The sequence below is a fragment of the Streptomyces fradiae ATCC 10745 = DSM 40063 genome, assembly GCF_008704425.1.
GTDB classification, from domain to species: Bacteria; Actinomycetota; Actinomycetes; order Streptomycetales; family Streptomycetaceae; genus Streptomyces; species Streptomyces fradiae.
In genome coordinates this window covers 6,242,748-6,260,859 of record NZ_CP023696.1, presented here as the reverse complement: position 1 = coordinate 6,260,859, position 18,112 = coordinate 6,242,748, and the positions used below count along the sequence as shown (strand labels likewise).

The following is an 18,112-nucleotide window of genomic DNA, read 5'->3' as shown; positions in this document are numbered from 1 at the left end:
CTGGCAGCGTGGCGCAACTGATCACGGTCGAGGTGGGTGACGGCGGGGAGGGCACAGCCGTCTTCGAGGTGGACGACGCCCTGGCGGCGGAGCTGGAGGGCTTCCCCGGCGGGTCCGTCGCCGCCCGCGCGCGCGTGTCGCTGCAGGACGCGCTCGACGAGCTGGGCCCGGCCCTCGGCAAGGTCTTCGACACGCTGCGCCGTCTGGGGCCGGAGGAGGCGGCGGTCGACTTCGGCCTGAAGGTGGGCGGCGAGGGCGGCATCGTCGTCGCGAGGGGCACGACGGAGGTGAACTTCGCGGTGCACCTGGTGTGGAGGCGCGGCTGAGCCGCGCCGACGGCCCGCGCGACGCCGCCGCTGCCGGGCGCGCGCCGCGGTGCCGCAGACAACCGACCCCCATCGACCGTCGTCTACCGTCGTCGCCTTCCGGCTGGAGATTCCCATGCGCCTGCTGCTCGTCCACCCCAGTGCCCTGATGTACTCCGAGATCTTCCTGCGCCTCGAACCGCTGGGCCTGGAGCGGGTGGCCGCCGCCGCGCGCGACGCCGGGCACCAGGTGCGCGTGGTGGACCTCCAGGTGCTGCCGCGCTCCGTGCTGGACGCGGAGCTGCGGTCGTTCGCCCCCGAGGCGCTGTGCGTCTCCCTCAACTACCTGGCGAACATCCCGGAGGCCATCGAGATCGCCCGGCAGGCGAAGGAGGCGTCCCCCGGCTGCTTCGTCTTCTTCGGCGGGCACAGCGTGTCGTTCATCGCGGAGCACGTGCTGCGGCAGGCCGAGGGTGCGGTGGACGCCGTCGTGCGCGGCGAGGGCGAGCCCGCCGTGGCGCCGCTGCTGGAGGCGGCCAGGGACGGCGGGCTGGACACCGTGCCGGGCGTGGTGACGGCGGAGGGGCGGGGGCCGGCGCCGCGCCTGCTGGACAGTCTGGACAGCCCCCGGCCGGCACGGGACCTGATGCGCCGGCGCAACCGCTACTTCATCGGGGAGCTGGACCCGTGCGCGTCCATCGAGTTCACCCGCGGCTGTCCGTGGGACTGCTCCTTCTGCTCCGCTTGGACGTTCTACGGGCGCAGCTACCGCAAGGTGTCCGCGGAGGCGGCGGCGGAGGAGATGGCGTCGATCCGGGAGCCGAACGTCTTCATCGTGGACGACGTGGCGTTCATCCGGCCGGAGCACGGCGACGGCATCGCGGCCGCCCTGGAGCGGCGCCGGATCCGCAAGCAGTACTACCTGGAGACCCGCAGCGACGTGCTGCTGCGCAATCCGGAGGTGTTCGAGCGCTGGACGCGCCTGGGGCTGCGGTACATGTTCCTCGGCATGGAGGCGATCGACGCGGAGGGCCTGGACCTGTACCGGAAGCGGGTCAGCCCGGACGACAACTTCCGGGCGCTGGAGGCGGCCCGGCGGATGGGCATCATGGTGGCGATCAACCTGATCGTGGACCCGGCGTGGGACGAGGAGCGGTTCCGCGTCGTGCGGGAGTTCGCGCTGTCCGTGCCCGAGATCGTGCACCTGACGGTGATGACGCCGTATCCGGGCACGGAGATCTGGCACACGGAGGCGCGGCAGCTGACGACGCGGGACTACCGGCTGTTCGACATCCAGCACGCGGTCGTCCCGACGAAGCTGCCGCTGGAGGTCTTCTACCGGGAGCTGGTGCGCACCCAGGCCGTCCTGAACCGCAAGCACCTGGGGCTGCGCAACGCGGTGGGCGCCATGGGGGTGCTGGGCCGGAACCTGCTGCGGGGGCAGACCAACTTCGCGCGCATGCTGTGGAAGTTCGGCCGGGTGTACAACGCGGACCGGCAGCTCGCCGACCACCGGCGGCCGGTGCGGTACGAGCTGCCGGTGCCCGAGCACCGGGCGGCCCCTCCGGGACGGCAGGAGCTGTTCATCCACACGCGGAGCGCGACGCCGGTCCACCGCAGGCCCGCCCCGGAGGCGGACGGGGTGTGACGGGCCCGGAGGGGGCATCTCGACGGCCGCGCGCGGGGCCGCCACACTGGCCCCATGCCACTGAGGATCGCCGTGTTCGGCGCGGGGAGCGTCGGCTGCCACCTGGGCGGCCTGCTCGCCGCCGTGTGCGAGGTGACGCTCATAGGCCGCCCGCAGGCGATGGAGGCCGTACGGGAGCGGGGGCTGCGGCTGACGGGCGGCGGCCGGGCCGACACGCGCATCGCCCCGGCGCTGCTGCGCGCGTCGAGCGAGCCGTCGGCCGTGGCGGGCGCCGACTACGTGCTGGTCACGGTCAAGTCGGGCGCGACGCGCGAGGCCGCGGCGGCGATCGGCCCGCACCTGGGCACGGACGCCGTGGTGGTGAGCTTCCAGAACGGGCTGCGCAACCCGGAGGTGCTGCGGGCCGCTCTGCCGCCGGGCGCGGTGGTCCTGACGGGCATGGTCCCGTACAACGTGGTGCGGACCGGGTCCGCCGCCTTCCACCAGGGCACGGCGGGCGCGCTGATGGTGGACGACACGCCGGACGCGGGCGCCCTGGTGGCGGCGCTGCGGCGGGCCGGGCTGGAGGCGCAGCCGCGCGCTGACATGGGGCCCGTGCAGTACGCGAAGCTGCTGATGAACCTGAACAACGCGGTCAACGCCCTGTCGGGGCTGCCGCTGCGCGACCAGTTGGGGGCGCGGGCGTACCGGCGCTGCCTGGCCCTGTGCCAGGAGGAGGCGCTGGCGGCCTTCCGGGCGGCGGGGGTGGTTCCGGCTCGGCTGGGTCCCGTGCCCGTGTCGCTGACGCCCCGGCTGCTGCGGCTGCCGGACGCGGTGTTCCGGCGGGTGGCGGCGGCGTCGCTGCGGGTGGACGGGCGGGCCCGGTCGTCCATGTGGGAGGACCTGGAGCGCGGCCGGCCGACGGAGGTCGGCTCGCTGCAGGGGGAGGTCGTGGCGCTCGCCGCCCGGCACGGGCTCGCGGCGCCGGTGAACGCGCGTCTGGTGGAGCTCGTACGGGAGGCGGAGGCGGCCGGTGCGGGGCGGGCCCGCCGGTGGCCGGGGGCCGAGCTGTACGCGGAACTGCGCGGCGCGGCGGGGAGGTAGGGCGCGCGGCCCGGCCCCGCGCGAGCCGCCGGGCGGCCCATCGAGCGGTCCTCGCGGTCCGCCGCGCGGTGCGCCATACGGTCGTCCGCGCGGTGCGCCATACGGTCTGCCGCGCGGGCGCCGTACGGTCGCCCGCTCGGTGCGGCGCCGTGCGTGCGTCTTCTCCGCGGTCTCCTGGCGGTGCCGTCGCGGTCCTCCGTCCGGAACGGCCGCACGCGGTGGGCGGGTTGTCCACAGGGCGTTGTCCACAGGGGTTGCCGGGCTCCGTGCGGACACGAAAAGATCGTTCTCCGAACTCGACGACGAGGAAAGGGGGGAACGATGAAGCCGCGTCTGGTGTTCGTCCACGGCATCGGCGGTCCCCGGGACGCCGAGGCCGAACTGCGGGAGTGGTTAGAGGCGGTGGCGCACGGCGCCCGCGCGGCCGGCCACTCGCGCAGCCTGTCGGGCCTGACCGGCGGCTGGGCCGCCGACGCGCGGTTCGCCTACTACGGCGACCTGTTCCACACGGCCGGCGCACAGGGCACGGGCGCCGCGGCGCCGGTGGCTGGGGTCCGGGACGACGAGGAACTGGTCGCGGGACTGCTCGTGGAAGCGATCGACGAGAGGCTGGCCGACCCGGCTCTCGACGAGGGCGAGGCCAGGGTGCTGCGGCACGCCCGCGCGCAGCTCGTCCCGCCCGGCGGCGCGCAGGGTGTGGGAGCGCCGGGACGGCACGTGGCGAACGCGCTGACGACCCTGCTGTCGCTGCCCGGACTGCGGTCGGTCGGCGGCTGGCTGAGCGCCCGGGTCACGGCGGGCATGCTCGGCCAGGTCGCCCGCTACCTCAACCGGGCGGAGCCCTGCGGCGACGGGGTGCCCCTCGACGCGCGGATCCGCGGCAGGGTCGCCGGCTGCCTCGACGGCGACGGGCCGACGGTGGTGGTGGCGCACTCGCTGGGCACGGTCGTCGCGCTGGAGACCCTCCACGCCCACCGGGGCGAGGTGCCCCTGCTGATCACGCTCGGGTCTCCGCTGGGCACGCGCACGGCGGTGCTGCCGCGGGTGCGTCCGCAGCCGGTGAGCGCCCCGGCGTGCGTGGGCCGGTGGCTCAACTTCTGGGACCGCGACGACCTGGTGGCCGCCCGGCCCCGGCTGGAGGAGTTCGTACGGCCCAACGCGTCATCGGTCCGGCCGGTGAGCAGCCGGGTCGACTCGGACGGCGCGTGGGTGCACCCGGCCGCCAAGTACCTGGCGCAGGCCGCCGTGGCGGGTCCGCTCGTCGAGGCCCTGACCGCCGCCCCCGGATCATGACCGGCCCCCGGCACGCCCTGGTGATCGGGGCGCAGTGTCCCGACCTGGGGCTGCTGGACGGACTGGAGGAGGCGGCCGGTGCGCTGCACGACACGCTGACCGCGCCGTGGGCGGGCGGCTGCGAGAAGGACCCGCCGGGCAGGGCGTCGCTGCTGTGCGGCGGGAGGGTGACCCGGGCGGACGTGGAGGCGGCGGTCCGGGCGGCGGCGCTCGCCGCCGGCGACGCGGGCGCGGTGCTGGTGGTGGCGCTGCTCGGGCACGGCATGGCCTCGGGGACGGGGCTGCACTTCATGGCGGGCGACTCACGGGCGGAGTCCCCGCTGACGGCGGTCGACGTGGGGGCCCTGCTGGCACAGGCGCTGGACACGCAGGGCCTGGCCGGGGTCATCGCCATCGTGGACACCTGCCACGCGGGGAACGCGGTGCCGGATCTGAAGTCCGTCGCCAACGGCATCCGCCAGGGCGACACGCGCCTGTCCCTGCTGATGGGTTCGGGCGCGGCGGAGGAGGCGTACGGACTGCGCTTCAGCCGGACGCTGGTGAAGGTCCTCCGGGAGGGGCTGCCGTCGGCGGGCGGGACCCTGGCGCCGGAGGCCGTGGTGGAGGCGGTGCGCGGCGACGGCGGCACGGTGGGGCAGACGATCCTGCGGGCCGAGTTCGACGGTTCGCGGTTCGCCCCCGGCCCTCTGTGGCTGGCCCGCAACGCGCGGCACCCGGCCGCCGCCGGCTCGCTGCTCGGACCGGTGGGGGCGCAGGAGCTGGCACGGGCCGTGCGGGCGGTGGACGAGTCGCTGCTCCCCGCCTCGGTGACGTCGGCGCCGGACGTCGCGAAGGTGCGGGACGGCCTCGCGGCGGCCCCGTGGTCGCCGGCGCGGCAGTGGGCGCTGGACGTGGTGGACGCGCTGGACACCGGGGCGCGGACGGTCGGGCTGCTCGGCTCCTGGCCGGGGACGCCGCTCACGTCGAGCGTGCTGCGGCGGACGTTCACCGCGGCCTGCCCGGGGCCCGTGGAGTCCCCGCCGGCGTCGTCCGGCACCGACCTGCTGCGCGACGCCGTCGAGTACCTGCTGCTGCGGGCGCCGCTGGCGGGCCGGCGGCGGGTCGCGCCGCTGGTCGACTTCGTGGCGCTGCTGGCGCACGAGACGGGCGTGGGCCCGCAGACGCCCGAGCTGCGCGGCTGGGCGGCCGGGATAGGCGCGCTGATCGACCTGAACGACGCGTTCGACCGGCTGGCCGACCGGAGGCGGGACATGCGGCTGCGGCTCGTGGTGAGCCTGCACGCGGCGGTCGGCGACGAATGGCCCGAGTCGCTTGAGGCGTGGCTGCTGGACGACGGGGAGGTGCGGGACCGCGAGGAGTTCGCGTGCAGCCCGGACCGGGCCGGTGTGGAGCGGCAGCTGGGCGCGGCGCTGCGGTGGGCTTCGCGGCTCGCGGCCCGGATGGACGTGCCGCTGCGCCGGGTGGAGGTCGCGGCCCCGGCGCCCCTGCTGGTGCAGTGGCGGCCCGAGGAGACCGACTTCGGGATGCGGCTGGGTGCCGAGCACGATGTCGTGCTGCGGTGGAGCGACCGCATCCGGCCCCCCGAGCACCTGTGGTGGATCAACGACCACGCGCGCAGGACGCTGAGCGCCCTGGAGTCCGGCCCCGGGGGCACCCGGCTGGAATGGCTCGGCGAGTCCGACACCCGGCAGGTGCGCGAGCTCCGCGAGCGGCTGCTCGGCGGCCCGCGCACGCGCGCGGTGGCACTGGAGCACCGGCCGGCGCACCTGCGCGACATGCTGGAGACGCTGCTGGCGTCCTCGCCGATCGTGCTGTGGCCGGACGACGAGGCGCACCGCGTCCCGGACGAGGCACGCCGCTATCTGGACGCCCACTGGCACCTGCTGCCGGGCGAGTTCTGCCGGGCCTACCGGGACGGGTGGGGCGGTCCGGCGGACCGGTCCGCCGGGAGGCCGGGACGGGGGCACCTGGCCCGGCTGCGCACCGTGTGGGACGACGCGGAGTGGCTGGAGTTCTGCAGGTGGTTCGAACAGTACGCGACGGATGGGGAGAGTCCCGCATGACCTGGCAGCCGTTCTACTCGGGTACCGGCGGCGCGCCGCGCGAGCGGGTGGAGCTGGCCCCGCCGCCGCCGTGGCGGGTGTTCCCGCGCCCGTCCCTGCACGAGCGGTTCGTGCCGCCTCCCGGTCTGGTGGAGGCGGTGAACGCGGCGCTGCTGCTGCGCAGACCGCTGCTGCTGACCGGTCCGGCCGGGTCCGGCAAGTCGACGGTGATCGAGCAGGTCGCGGCGGAGCTGGAGCTGGGGCCGGTGCTGCGCTGGCACATCACGTCCCGCAGCGGTCTGTCGGAGGCCCTGTACCGGTACGACGCCCTGGGCCGGATCCACGCGCAGCGGCTGGAGGGGGCGGGAGGCGGCGACGACATCGCGCCGTTCCTGCGGATGGGCCCCCTGGGGACGGCGCTGCTGCCGTCGCCCCGGCCGCGTGCGCTGCTCGTCGACGAGATCGACAAGAGCGATCTGGACCTGCCGAGCGATCTGCTGGACGTGCTGGAGCGGGGCGAGTTCGAGATCCCGGAGCTGGCCCGGTACGGCAGGGACGTGGTGGCCGTGCGGGAGTGGGGCGGCGACGCGCGCCACGAGGTGACACGGGGCCGGGTGCAGTGCACCGAGTTCCCGTTCATCGTGATGACCAGCAACGGCGAGCGGGACTTCCCGGCGGCGTTCCTGCGCCGCTGCATCCGCTTCACGATGCCGATGCCGACGCCGGAGACGCTGCTGCGGGTCGTCGCCGCGCATCTGGGCGCCGACGCGGCGGGTTCGGAGGCGGCCGGGGAGCTGGTGGGCGCGTTCGTGGAGCGGCTGGCCGGCGGGGAGAGCCTCGCCGTGGACCAGCTTCTCAACGCCGTGCACCTGCTGACCGGTGACGGGGCGCCCGAGGGTGAGCGGCGGCAGGCCGTCGTCGACCTGCTGCTGCGGGAGCTGTCCCGTGTCTGACGCCCTGGGCCGGGTGCTGTCCGCGCTCCGCGCGGCCGTTCCGGGTGCGGACCCGGCGGGCGGGCCGGGCGCGGGCGGCGCGCTGGACGGGACGGGGCTGGCGGAGGCCCTGTGGCTGGCCGCCGCCATGGCGGGGGACCGGCCGTCCGGCCCCGCGCCGGCGGCCGGGCCGGTGCCGCCCGAGGAGCCGGGGGACGCGGCCCCGCCGCCCGCCGCGGGGGACACGGCGCCCCGTGGCGGGCCGGGGACCCGGACGCCGGCTCCGGTGGTGCCGGGTGCGACCGCCGCGCCCCGTGCCGGGGCGCGGGAGCTGCACGAGCGGCTGGCGGGGGCGGGCACGCGGGTGCGCGGCCACGCGGTCGCCGCGCCGCGCGCGACGGGGTTGCCGCGCGCGCTGGAGGTGACGCGGGCACTGCGGCCGTGGAAGCGTCCGTGGCCGGAGGGCCGGCGCGGCACGCTGGACATCGACGCGACCGTGGACGGCTACGCGCGCAGCGGTGAGCTGCTCCCCGTGTTCTCGGCGGCCCCCGAGCGGTGGTTCGACCTGACGCTGGTCGTCGACCGCTCCCCCGGCATGCGGGTGTGGGAGGAGACCCTGGACGACTTCACCGGCGTCCTCGACCGGCTGGGCGCCTTCCGCACGCTTCAGGTGCGGGACCTGCTGTTCGACGACGCCGGGGCCCCGCGGCCGCTGGGCCAGCTGCGGCAGGCGGACGGCCGGCGGCTGGTCGTCGTCGTGTCCGACTGCGCGGCCGGGCCGTGGCGGGGCGCCGCCGTGTGGATGCTGCTGCGGGAATGGGCGGCGACCACGCCGACGGCGCTGCTGAACCCGCTCCCGACGAAGCTGTGGCGGCGGGGCGGGCTGGACCTCCCCACGGTCCGGTTCACCCCGGCGGCGCCCGGTGCCCACCGCAGCCGCGTCCCGCACGAGGCGCCGCCCGCCCTCGGTCTCGCGGCCCCCGGCGGCCCCGGCTCCCCGTCCGACGGAGCGCGCGGGGGCGCCGCCGTCGGGCCGGCCGGTACGGGAGCCGGGGCCGGGACGGGGCCGGGGTCCGGGGTGAGGGACGGGGCCGGGGACGGCGACGGGTGGCTGCCCGTTCCGGTGCTGTCGCTGTCGCCGCACTCGCTGGACCGGTGGTCGCGGGCGGCGATGCGCGGCGCCCCCGAGGGGTGCACGGCCGTGCTGGTCCCGCCCGGCGGCCGGCTGTCCGGCCGCCCCCGGCCGCGTACGGCGGCGCCGTCGTCCGCCGCGGCGGCGCGGGGCTTCCTCCGCACGGCCTCCCCCCGCGCGGTGCGGCTCGGGGTGCTGTGCGCGCCGTTCGACCGGCTGAGTCTGCGGCTGCTGCACGTGATCCGCCGTGAGCTGGTGCCCGACGCGACCACCGCGGACGTGGCGGAGGCCGTGACGAGCGGCCTGTTCGAGCTGGTGCCGCCCGCCGGGGCCGACGGCTCGCTGGAGCTGGTGCTGTCCGAGGAGGTGAGGGCGGTGCTGCGGGAACGGCTGCCCGCGCACGAGGCGTGGCGGGTGCACCAGGCCCTCGACCGCCATGTCGCGTCCCGGAGCGGCGGCCGGCCGGGGCTGCGCTCGGTCGCGTACGACACCGCCGGCCCGCGGGAACTGGCCGCCGAGCGGGCGGCGTTCGCCCGCGCGTCCCGGCAGACGCTGGAGCTGCTGGGCCTCGCGGAACCGGGCGGCGGGGCTCCCGTCGGAGCCGGCCGGGGCGCGCCCGGTGACGGCGGCGCGGAGGCGCGGGACGTGGGCGCCCGGGACTCGGGTGCGCTGCGCGTGAACGCGTCGAGCATGGACGCCGCGCCACGCGTGGACGCGCCGGGCGTGGACGCGCCGGACGCGGCGCGAGGCGCGCGGGACCCGGCGGCGGACGGCGCGAGCCGTGGGCCGGTGGAGGCGGGGAGCACCGCGTCCGAGGGCGGCGGCGAGGCCGGGTCGCCGGACGGGGCACGGGCCGGGACGGACGGCGTCGAGGGCGGCTTCCCGCCGCCTCCCGAGGTCTTCGCCGGACGGGCGGACATCGTCGATTCGGTGCGTTCCCGGCTCATCCACCCGGCGGGCCGCGTCGTGTGGCTGACCGCCGCCGGCGCGACGGCGGCCGTGGGCCGCTCGGCGCTGGCGCTGCACGTGGCCCACCGCTTCCCCGGTGAGCGGTACTTCGCGGACCTGCGCGGCTACGGCGCCCATCCCGTACCGGTCGAGGCGGCGCTGCACCGGCTGCTGACGGAGCTGGGGGCGCCGCCGGGCGCCGGACCGCACACGGCTCGGGAGCTGGCCGCCGGGCTGTGGGAAGCGGTCGGCGACCGAAGGGTCCTGCTGGTGCTGGACGACGTGGCCGACCCCGACGGGCTGACCGCCCTGCTGCCGGCGGTGCCGGGGCTGTCCGTGCTCGCCACGACCCGCGAACCGGACGTGGCCCCCCGGTACCGGCTCGGGCATCTGACGGCCGGGGAGGCGGTGGACGTGATCGCCGCGTGGGCCGGCCTCGGCGGCGGCGAGGACCGCGCCGCCCTGCGGGAGATGACGGCCGGTCGCGTGTGGTCGGCCCGTACGCTGCGGGTCCTCGGCTCCTGGATCGCGTCGGGCTCCGCGCCGCCGCTGCCCCAGCTGGTCCGCATGGTCCGCGACCTGCCCGCCCCCGCGGACGACGAGGCCGACACGCTCCTGCTGCGGGTGCGCCACCTGCCGGCCGCCGAACGGGAGGCGCTGCGCCTCTTCGCGCTCGTCCCCACCGGCGAGCTGACCCGCACGGAAGGCTGGGCGCTGCTCGGCGACGGCGAGGCGGGGCGCGAGATGCCCGCCCGGCTGGAGGCGGCCGGCCTGCTCGAGCCCCGGGGCGCCGGGGTGTACCGGATGCCGGAGGGGGTGCGCCGCGCCGTCACCGGCGGGGGCCCGTCCGGGGCGCGGACCTCCGGCGCCGCCACCCGGCTCGCGCGCCACCACCTGAGCGCCGCCGCCGCGCTGTACGAGGAGGACCGGCCGGACTCCGCTCTGGCGGACCAGCTGCGGGTGCGTGCCGCCGGGACGGCCGTCGACCACACCCTGCCGGTGTGGCTCGGCAACGCGCTGGCGGTGGCGGCGACCGCCGGCCGGGACGGGACACCGCCGGCCGAGGACCTCGCCGACCTGCTGCTGCTCCTCCACCCGCGCGGCGCGTCGACCCCGTACCGCTCCCGGTTCGAGCAGGCCGCGCGGGCGCTGATCGAGGCGGGCCCCACCGGGGCGGAGCGGTCGGCGGTCCGCGCCGCCGCCGCGCTGGCCCTGGCGCAGTACGCCGCCGGGGCGCACGGCGAGGCGGCCTCGACGCTCGGCGAGGTGCCCGCGGGCTCGTGGGACCGGGACGCCGTGCTGCGCGGGCCCGTCAACCGGCTGGCCGGTCGGCTGGCGCTGGCGCGGGGGGCTCTGGAGGAGGCCGAGGGCCTGCTGGGGAGGGCGCTCGACGCGTACCGGACGGACGGTGACCGGGCCGGCGTGGCGGCGGCCTCCCTCGACCTGGCCGCCGCGCTCACCCGGCTCGGCCGGACCGGCGAGGTGTTGCGGGCGGTGCTGGAGGCGTTCGGCGGCTACCCGGACTCGGTCCCCCACCCGCTGATGCGCGGGGGCCTCCTGGCCCTGGAGGAGGCACTGGCCACGGCCGGGCGGTACGGGGAGCTGCTGTCCGCGCAGGAGGCGCTGCGCGCCCAGTACGCGACGGAGGGCGGCGACCGGCGGGCCGAGGGGCTGCTCCTCACCCGGACGGCGCGGACGCTGATCAGGCTGGGCCGCCTGGGCGAGGCCCGCGAGGCGGCGCGGACGGCGCTCGGTCACCTGGCAGGCGCCGCGGATCTGGAGGGTGACCGGGAGGAGGCCCGGCGGCTGCTGGCCGAGGCGGGCGGCGGGGACGCGGGGACGCACGGGGCCCGCACCATCGTCGCCCTGGACACGGGCGGCGACCACATCGCGGCGGGGCGGGCCCTGTCGCTCGCGCTCGCCATGTCGCGGGGGGAGGGTGCCATCGGTCCGGCCGACCACCGGATGGTGGTCGAGGAGGCCCACTGCCTGGCGGTGCTGCCGTCCGGAGCGCCGGTCGGGGAGCTGGTCACGGGGCTGGCGCGGTGGCTGCCCGACGAGCTGGAGGCGGCCGGGGCCAGCCCCGCCGCGCGCCTCGCGGTGCACACGGGGACCGTCGAGGAACGCGGCGGGCGGATCGACGCGTCCGGGCTGAACGTCCGGCTCGCGGTGGCCATGACGCGGTCGGCGGAGTTCCGGTCGCTGTCCGAGAACTATCCGTTCCACTCGACCGTGTGCCTCTCCCCCGAGGCGTTCGCCCTGCTCGGCGGGGACGGCGCGGGAGGCGGGAGGCGGGACGGCGGTCCGGGCGGCGACCGGGCCCGGCGCCGCGACGGGGGCGCGGAGCGCGATGAGGCCGGGAGAACGGGCGGGGCCGGGCCGGTCGCCGGGTTCAGGGTGCACGAGGTGTCCGAGGGCGGCCGGGCCGTGTGCTTCGTCCTCACCCCGCGCCTCGACCTGTCGGCGTACGACGCCGAACTGCTGATGGCGGCGCGGCTCTTCGCAGACGCCGACCCGGACGGGCGGCTCATGGCCGCCGCGCTGCGGAAGTCGATCGACTCGGTGCTCGACCCCGAGCGCACCGGCCGCTACGACCCGAACGACCTGGACGAGCGGGAGAAGTCGCTGATCAGCGCTCTCCTGGAGCAGGAGCTGCGCGCGTCGTTCCCCGGGCTGCCGGGTTTCCGGCTGCGGCTGTTCCTGTCGGGGCACGACTGGGCGTTCCCCCAGATCTGGGACAGCGGCATCTGTCTGCTCGTCCGGGCCGACGAGGAGCACGCCCGCTGGTCGGTGGGGCTGCTGCGGACCCGGCCCGGCATGACGGTGGCGCCCGTGAACCGGGACGCGCCGTCGCCGCTGACCACGGAGGCCCGCGAGGCGGTGCTGTGGCTGCACCGCTCCGCGCCGCTGCGGGAGAACCTGCTGCTGCGCCTGCCCGAGCGGGACCGCGTGGCGATCCTGGCCCCCGCGTCCGGGGCCGACCGCACGGCGGAGCTGTTCCGGCGGGTGCGGGAGCGGCCGGTGCCCGAGGCGGCGCTGCGGGCCGTGACCAGGCGTCGCGACAACGCCCGCACGGTACGGGAGGCGGCGGCCGTGCTCCGGGAGGAGGGCGTGCTGGTCGTGGGCGGCAACCGGCGGGGCAGGGAGCTGGCCGGGGCGCTGCGCCTGCCCGTGCCGGACGCCGACGCGTACGTGAGCGTGCGGCTGACCCGCCGCCGCCCGCACCACGCGGCGCCGTCGATCGTGGCGGGGGGCGTGGCCTGGGTCGCGGCGGGCCCGGACGACCCGCTGGAGCCGCTGCCCGGCGACCTGCCGAACCCGCGGCGGCCGCGCTGAGTCCGGTCCCGGCTCCGCCCCGGGCGTCCACGGCACCCTCTCCGTGCGCGGCGGCGACCGTCAGGCGCCCGGCCACCCGGCCAAGGCCCGTCAAGGGCCGTCAGGCGCTCGCCCCGCACCGGGGCCGGCCCTGGACCGTGGGCGGCGACGCGTCGCCGAACCCGCGGGTCACCGTCCGGGACACGACGCTCGGCGAGGCGGTCAAGGCGGCGCCGTGGACCGACGTGGGCGACGTCCCCTGGAAGGGCGCCCGCTTCGCCGAGTACCGCGACAGCGGCCCGGGAGCGGGCCCGGCGGGTGCGAACCGCCCGCACCCGGACCCCGAACGGGCCGCCGGGCAGGAGGCCGGCGACCGGCTGGGCGGCTGGCGGCCCACCGCGTCCTGACCGGCCCCTCCCCCGCACGGGCGGTGGCGGCCGTCAGCCCGCCACCGCCGCGCCGGAGGGCGTCCCGCAGCGTGACCTCCGGCGCGGTGCGGGACGGGAGGCCCACCAGGGGGCCGCTCGGCGACGCACCCACGTAGGCGACGGCCTCGCGGATGGGGCGGCCGGGTGAACGGGCGCGCACCGCGTGTACGGCCGGCCGCGGCGCGGGTACTGCTGCACCCCGGAACCAGGCACCGCAACCGGGCACCGGACCCCGGACAGGAGAGATGCCCATGCGCCGCGCAGGTCTCGTCGCCGTCGCCACCGCGCTCACCCTCGGAGCCGCCGGCCAGAGCTGGGCGACCACGTCGACCGGCGACGTCGCCGCCGGATGGGGTGACCGGGCCCGCCTCCGGGTGACCTGGGTGGACCGCACCTCCTTCGAGGGCGGGAGCCTCGCCGTCACCGACCGGACCTGCGACGGCCGGTCCTTCTACGCCACGCTCACCCTCCACACCGGCTCCGGCGCCGTCCGCTCGCTGGGCGAGCGGCACCACACCGGCGGCTGCGGCACCCGCACGGTCCACAGGGACATCGCGGCCACCGACGCGAGCGGAGTCCGCGGCATCACGATGGCCCTGTGCCGCGCAACGGCCGGAGCCCCCGGCCAGTGCGAGACCCGGTACCTCGCCGCCAACCCGTACCACGGCCTCTGACGGCTCCCGGCCAGGCCGCGGAAAGCGGGGGCCGGGCGCCGGTCTCCAGGGCGGCCGGGTCCCTCCGACCGCACGGAGGCCGCTTCCGGAGTGGTCCGGAAGCGGCCTGCGGAGCGCCCTGCGGGGCGGCTCTAGAAGAACTCGTCAGAAGAACTCGTCGAGAAGCTGGTAGAAGGCCAGCTTCTCCTTGTCGACGCGGTGGGCGCCGTACCGCTCCAGGAACCGCTCGGCGTAGGCGGGGCCGAACCAGGGGTCCTCGTCGATCTCCAGCTCGCGGGCGGCCAGGGCGATGTCGGCGTGGCGGTCGGCGACCCCGAGGCGGCCGACGTCGATCACGCCGGTGACCCGGCAGGTCCCGGGGTCGAGCAGGACGTTGTTGGGGCACAGGTCGCCATGGCAGACGACCAGGTCCTCCTTCTCGGGACGGGTGCGGTCGAGCTCCGCCAGGAGCTGGTCGCCGGTCCACCCGGCCCGCTCCTCCTGCAGGTCGTCGAGGTCCACCAGGCCCTCGGCGACGTTCCGCCGGGCCTCGGCGACCGCCGCGTCGAGGCGCCGGTCGAAGGGGCAGTCCTCCACGGGCAGCTCGTGGAGGGCGCGGGCCAGCTCCGCCATCGCCTCGACCACGGCGAACCGCTGGTGCTCGGGCCACTCCTCGGCCGCCGCGACGCCGGGGACGGCCTCCGTGACGAGCCACGCGGCGGTGTCGTCGGCACCGCGCTCGACGACGCGGGGGACGGGGATCCCGTGGCGGTGGAGCCACTCCAGCCGGTCGGCCTCGCCGGACAGGTCGAAGGCGGAGTTCTCGGGGGCGCGGGGGGCGATCTTCGCGTAGAGCTCGGGCTGGGGCTCGGGGCCGCCGGTGAGCTGGTAGACGAAGGCGCCCGAGTCTCCTTCGTTCACTGCGTGCCACTCGTGGTGCGGGTACTTCCGGCGCAACGTGCTGTCGTCCATGGGCGGCATCATGGCAGAGGCGGAGACGCCGTTCCGCGCCTTTCGTCGGGGCCCGTAGGGGTTTCGGACATTCTTGTGCGGGGTGGGGGGGCGCCGGCGGACCCGGTGCGCCCGGCGTCGCCCGCGGGCCCGGTGCCGGAGGTCCCGGCGGGGTCGAAGGCCCGCGCGCAGGGCGAGAGGTACGCCTCCGTGAGCCGCAGCAGGACGGCGGTCTCGGCGGCGAGGCCGCACGCCTCCCGGTCGGCGGCGAGGACCTCGGCGGCCGGGTCCGGGTCCGCCCCGGCGAGCCTGGCGGCGCGGGCGCCGCGCAGCACGCAGGCGGTCACATGGGCGTCGGCGCGTTCGGCCGGAATCCCCCACCGCGCCACGTGGGCGCGGGCGGCGCGGGAAACGGCCGGATCGGTGTAGTGGCTCAGGACGAGGAGGGCGTCGCGGACCTCGATGACCTTCCGGTAGGCGAGCTGCCGCCAGGGGAGCTGGGGCCGCAGCAGGGTCAGGGGGCGGCAGCGGGTGCCGGCCAGGGCGACGTGCGGCACCGCCTCCACCAGGTCCCGCCAGAGCGGCCAGATCCGCCAGACGGTGCGGGCGTGGCCGGCGGCGCGGCGCAGCTGCAGGGCGGTGGGCACCATGAGCACGGCGGCACACAGCACGGCGTGCGCGCTCAGGACGAGGCGGAGCACCCCGCCGGGACGGCCTTCGACGGCCATCAGGTAGTAGTGGGCCAGCCAGTACAGCCCGGCCGAGGCCGAGCCCCAGCCCAGCAGCGTCAGGCCGAGGTTGACGCTCCGGTGGGGGCCGCTGCGGCCGTACCTCCAGCAGACCCGGGCGCACAGGGCGCAGGCCGCGACGTGCACGGTGACGAGGAGGAGCCAGTAGGCGGCGCAGCGGGGGCAGGCGAGCGTGGGGTACGGGCCGTGGCCCGGCGCGTGCGGGGATCCGAGGCCGGCGAGCGCCAGGAGGGCGGCCATCACGGCGGCCGTGGTGGCGAGGACCGCGCCGGTGCGGCGCCGGCTCCCGGTGGTGTGCACGGCGAAGTGCAGGATGGCGCCGGCGCTCACGATGCCCGCCTGGTTCTTGACGAGGCCGACGGCGCGCGGGGAGCCGGTGAGGGCGGCGGCGTACGCGCTCACGGCCTCCAGGTGCAGGGTGAGCGCGGCGGCCGCGCAGGCCACGGCGAGCCACAGTCCGCGCTGGCCCGGGTGGCGGGCGGCGGGGCGGGCCCGCAGCAGCACGGCGGCCCACAGCAGGAGCACGCCGGCGGTCTGGAGTACGCGGCCCAGGTTCCCCGGTAAGTCAGAGGTCATGGTCGCCGGCCATTCCGAGGGCCTCGTGCAGCTTGCCGTAGGGGTCCGGCGGGAGGCACCGGCCGTGCGCGGTGTCGCCGGTGCGGATCAGGGTGGCCAGCATCTCGGCCTCCTGCTCCTGGCGGGTGGAGTAGTCGGTGCGGCCCAGGACGCGGCGTACGAGGCGCGGGCTCAGGTCGCCGAAGAGACGGCCGGGCAGCCCGGCGGGGCCCGCGTCGACGGTGTGGTGGTCGAACAGCATGTGGCCGATCTCGTGGAGCACGATGTGCTCCTGGTGGGGGCGGGCGGTGCGCTGCTCGTAGAAGATGTGGTCGTCGGTGTCGGTGGCGAGCCAGAGGCCGCACGTCCCCGCCGCGGCGGCCTGGATCGGCAGCGGGTGCAGGTGGAGGGGGCGTCCGCGCCGGGCGGAGAGCTGGGCGCAGAGCGGTTCGAGGGAGAAGGGGCGGGGCAGGACGAGCTGGTCCAGCAGGGGGCGGCAGCGTCGCCGCAGCCTGGCGATCCTGTACGACATGCGGTTGTACCGTTCGGCCTTCCTGGTACGGCGTGGGCGGGGCGCGGCAGGGCCGGACGCGCCGGCGTCCTCCGCCGCACCGGCACGCCGGGGCGGCGTGCCGCGACGGCTCGCGCGACACCGCGCCGCACGGCGGCCCGCCCGTGGGCGGGCACGGCCGGTGCGGCCGTGCGGCACGGCCCCGGTGCCGGCCGGGGCGGGCTGCGACGGGACGGCCGCACGGGCGGTCCCGGTACGCGGGTGCCCTCCGGGCGGCGTCCGTGCGGGGCGCGGCGACGGCCGGTCGGGGCGGGCCCCTCGGCGGGGGTCACGCGGTCGACGGCGGGGTGCGGGCGGTGGGGCCGGCGGCGGCCTCAGTCAGAACCCGCGAGGGGGCCGGCGCCGGGTCACCACCGGCCCGCGCGGGGGACGGACGTGGGAGCCGCCCCCGCGGGAGGGCCCGTGGAACGGCGTACGGGTGGCGCCGGCGGGGCCGCGTGCGGGACGGGCCGCGGGGCCGCGCACCCACCTGCCGGCGGGCCGGTCGGGGCGTGCGGGCCCCGCGGCCCGGCCGGGGCGTGCGGGCCCCGCCGACCTCGCGAACCCGGGCACGGAGCCACCGGGCCGGTGCCCCGCCGGGCGTCCCGCGCCGGGGGTCTCCGAAGAGGCCGGGAGGACGGGAGCGGGGAGCGAGGGGTCCGTGGGGGCGCCCACGGTGCGGGAGGAGATGTGCGCGGGCCCCGTGGGGCCGCCTGCCGGTCGGTGGACGGTTGAAGGAAAGATGACAGCCTCCCCATGCGTGGCGTCCCCCGACGACGCCAGCGGCTTCGTTATGGACAACCCCCGCTGTTCGAGCCCCCGTTCACGCCCGCAGCCCCCCGGCTACGCCGTGCTCCCGGACGTTCCGGCCGGGCCGCCGTCCGGTGCGGCCGTGTGGTCCGTGCGGTCCGTGTGGTCTTGGTCGTCGACCGATGCGAGGTTCTGCACCCTGCGCGCCTCCTGCACCATGATGAGCAGGGCGTCCAGGCTCTCCGGGGACAGCCCCTCGGCCCGCAGGGCGAGGTTGCGCACGCGCGAGTCGCGCAGCGCGGTCGCCAGCTTGAGCTGGGAGTTGACGCGTGCGGCCGTCTCCTCGTTGAGGAAGTACTCGGGGGGCACCCCGAAGAACTCGGCCAGCACGTCCAGCTGCTCCAGCGTGACGTTGCGCTTCTTGCCCGTGGCCAGCTCCCAGAGATAGGTGCCGGAGATGGCACCGCCCGTGGTCTCGCGGATCTCCTTGGCCAGCCGGGCGTACCCCGGTCGTCTGCGCTCGTCCGGATACAGGGCGGCGATCAGCTCGTTGAGCCGCTGGTCGAACCTCCGCAGGAGCGGACGCTCCGACGGCTCGGGGGCCGATCCACTGCCCGCCATGCGCACCTCTCCCCTCCCTGCCGGTCACTCCGGACGCCGTCCGCCCGCTTGAGCGGACAACTCGCACCCGAACATCCAACAACCATCAACCAGTGTTGACAAGTTGACTGCATGTGAGCGTACGATCATGCGCAGCTTCATCCGCTTTAGCGAACAG

The 18,112-nt window shown here is 77.2% G+C and carries 13 protein-coding genes; 9 read left to right on the top strand and 4 right to left on the bottom strand.

Features of this window, described 5'->3' with window-relative positions:
* Positions 1-8: 8 nt before the first annotated feature.
* The 9 genes from CP974_RS27345 to CP974_RS27305 all read left to right on the top strand — a co-directional run bounded on the left by CP974_RS27345 (position 9) and on the right by CP974_RS27305 (position 13,800).
* Positions 9-326, top strand: a complete 318-nt coding sequence (locus CP974_RS27345) for a CU044_2847 family protein (RefSeq protein WP_031129646.1) — start codon at positions 9-11, stop codon at positions 324-326.
* Between the two features lie 115 nt (positions 327-441).
* A complete protein-coding gene (hpnR, locus tag CP974_RS27340; RefSeq protein WP_031129638.1) occupies positions 442-1,953 on the top strand; it encodes a hopanoid C-3 methylase HpnR in 1,512 nt (503 codons plus the stop codon).
* Positions 1,954-2,007: 54 nt separating this feature from the next.
* Entirely contained in the window at positions 2,008-3,036 is a 1,029-nt protein-coding gene (locus CP974_RS27335) for a 2-dehydropantoate 2-reductase (protein WP_031129637.1), read from the top strand.
* A gap of 321 nt (positions 3,037-3,357) precedes the next feature.
* On the top strand, positions 3,358-4,329 hold the full coding sequence (locus tag CP974_RS27330) for a hypothetical protein (protein ID WP_031129636.1): 972 nt from the start codon (positions 3,358-3,360) through the stop codon (positions 4,327-4,329).
* Positions 4,326-6,392 (top strand): vWA-MoxR associated conflict system protein, encoded by a 2,067-nt coding sequence (locus CP974_RS30775; RefSeq protein WP_031129635.1) that lies wholly within the window; start codon positions 4,326-4,328, stop codon positions 6,390-6,392. The genes CP974_RS27330 and CP974_RS30775 overlap by 4 nt, the downstream gene beginning before the upstream one ends.
* Positions 6,389-7,324, top strand: coding sequence for an AAA family ATPase (locus CP974_RS27320; protein WP_031129633.1), 936 nt, complete (start codon positions 6,389-6,391; stop codon positions 7,322-7,324). Before CP974_RS30775 ends, CP974_RS27320 begins: the two co-directional genes overlap by 4 nt.
* Entirely contained in the window at positions 7,317-12,719 is a 5,403-nt protein-coding gene (locus CP974_RS27315; protein WP_051839133.1) for a NaeI family type II restriction endonuclease, read from the top strand. The genes CP974_RS27320 and CP974_RS27315 overlap by 8 nt, the downstream gene beginning before the upstream one ends.
* A gap of 137 nt (positions 12,720-12,856) precedes the next feature.
* Positions 12,857-13,105: a pectinesterase gene (locus CP974_RS27310; protein ID WP_031129632.1), complete on the top strand. Its 249-nt coding sequence runs from the start codon at positions 12,857-12,859 to the stop codon at positions 13,103-13,105.
* A gap of 272 nt (positions 13,106-13,377) precedes the next feature.
* Complete coding sequence (locus tag CP974_RS27305; protein ID WP_031129631.1) at positions 13,378-13,800, top strand: hypothetical protein; 423 nt, start codon at positions 13,378-13,380, stop codon at positions 13,798-13,800.
* Positions 13,801-13,944: 144 nt separating this feature from the next.
* On the opposite strand, the gene CP974_RS27300 is transcribed toward CP974_RS27305, so the two are convergent.
* From CP974_RS27300 to CP974_RS27285, 4 genes are all read right to left on the bottom strand, one after another.
* Complete coding sequence (locus tag CP974_RS27300; protein WP_031129630.1) at positions 13,945-14,751, bottom strand: aminoglycoside O-phosphotransferase APH(3')-Va; 807 nt, start codon at positions 14,749-14,751, stop codon at positions 13,945-13,947.
* An 8-nt stretch (positions 14,752-14,759) separates the two neighbouring features.
* Entirely contained in the window at positions 14,760-16,055 is a 1,296-nt protein-coding gene (locus CP974_RS27295; protein ID WP_051839132.1) for an MAB_1171c family putative transporter, read from the bottom strand.
* Positions 16,045-16,566 carry a hypothetical protein gene (locus CP974_RS27290; protein WP_031129627.1) on the bottom strand — a complete coding sequence of 174 codons (522 nt, stop codon included), beginning with the start codon at positions 16,564-16,566 and terminating at the stop codon, positions 16,045-16,047. The genes CP974_RS27295 and CP974_RS27290 overlap by 11 nt, the downstream gene beginning before the upstream one ends.
* 861 nt (positions 16,567-17,427) lie before the next feature.
* Positions 17,428-17,955: a hypothetical protein gene (locus CP974_RS27285; RefSeq protein WP_223844594.1), complete on the bottom strand. Its 528-nt coding sequence runs from the start codon at positions 17,953-17,955 to the stop codon at positions 17,428-17,430.
* Positions 17,956-18,112: the final 157 nt, after the last annotated feature.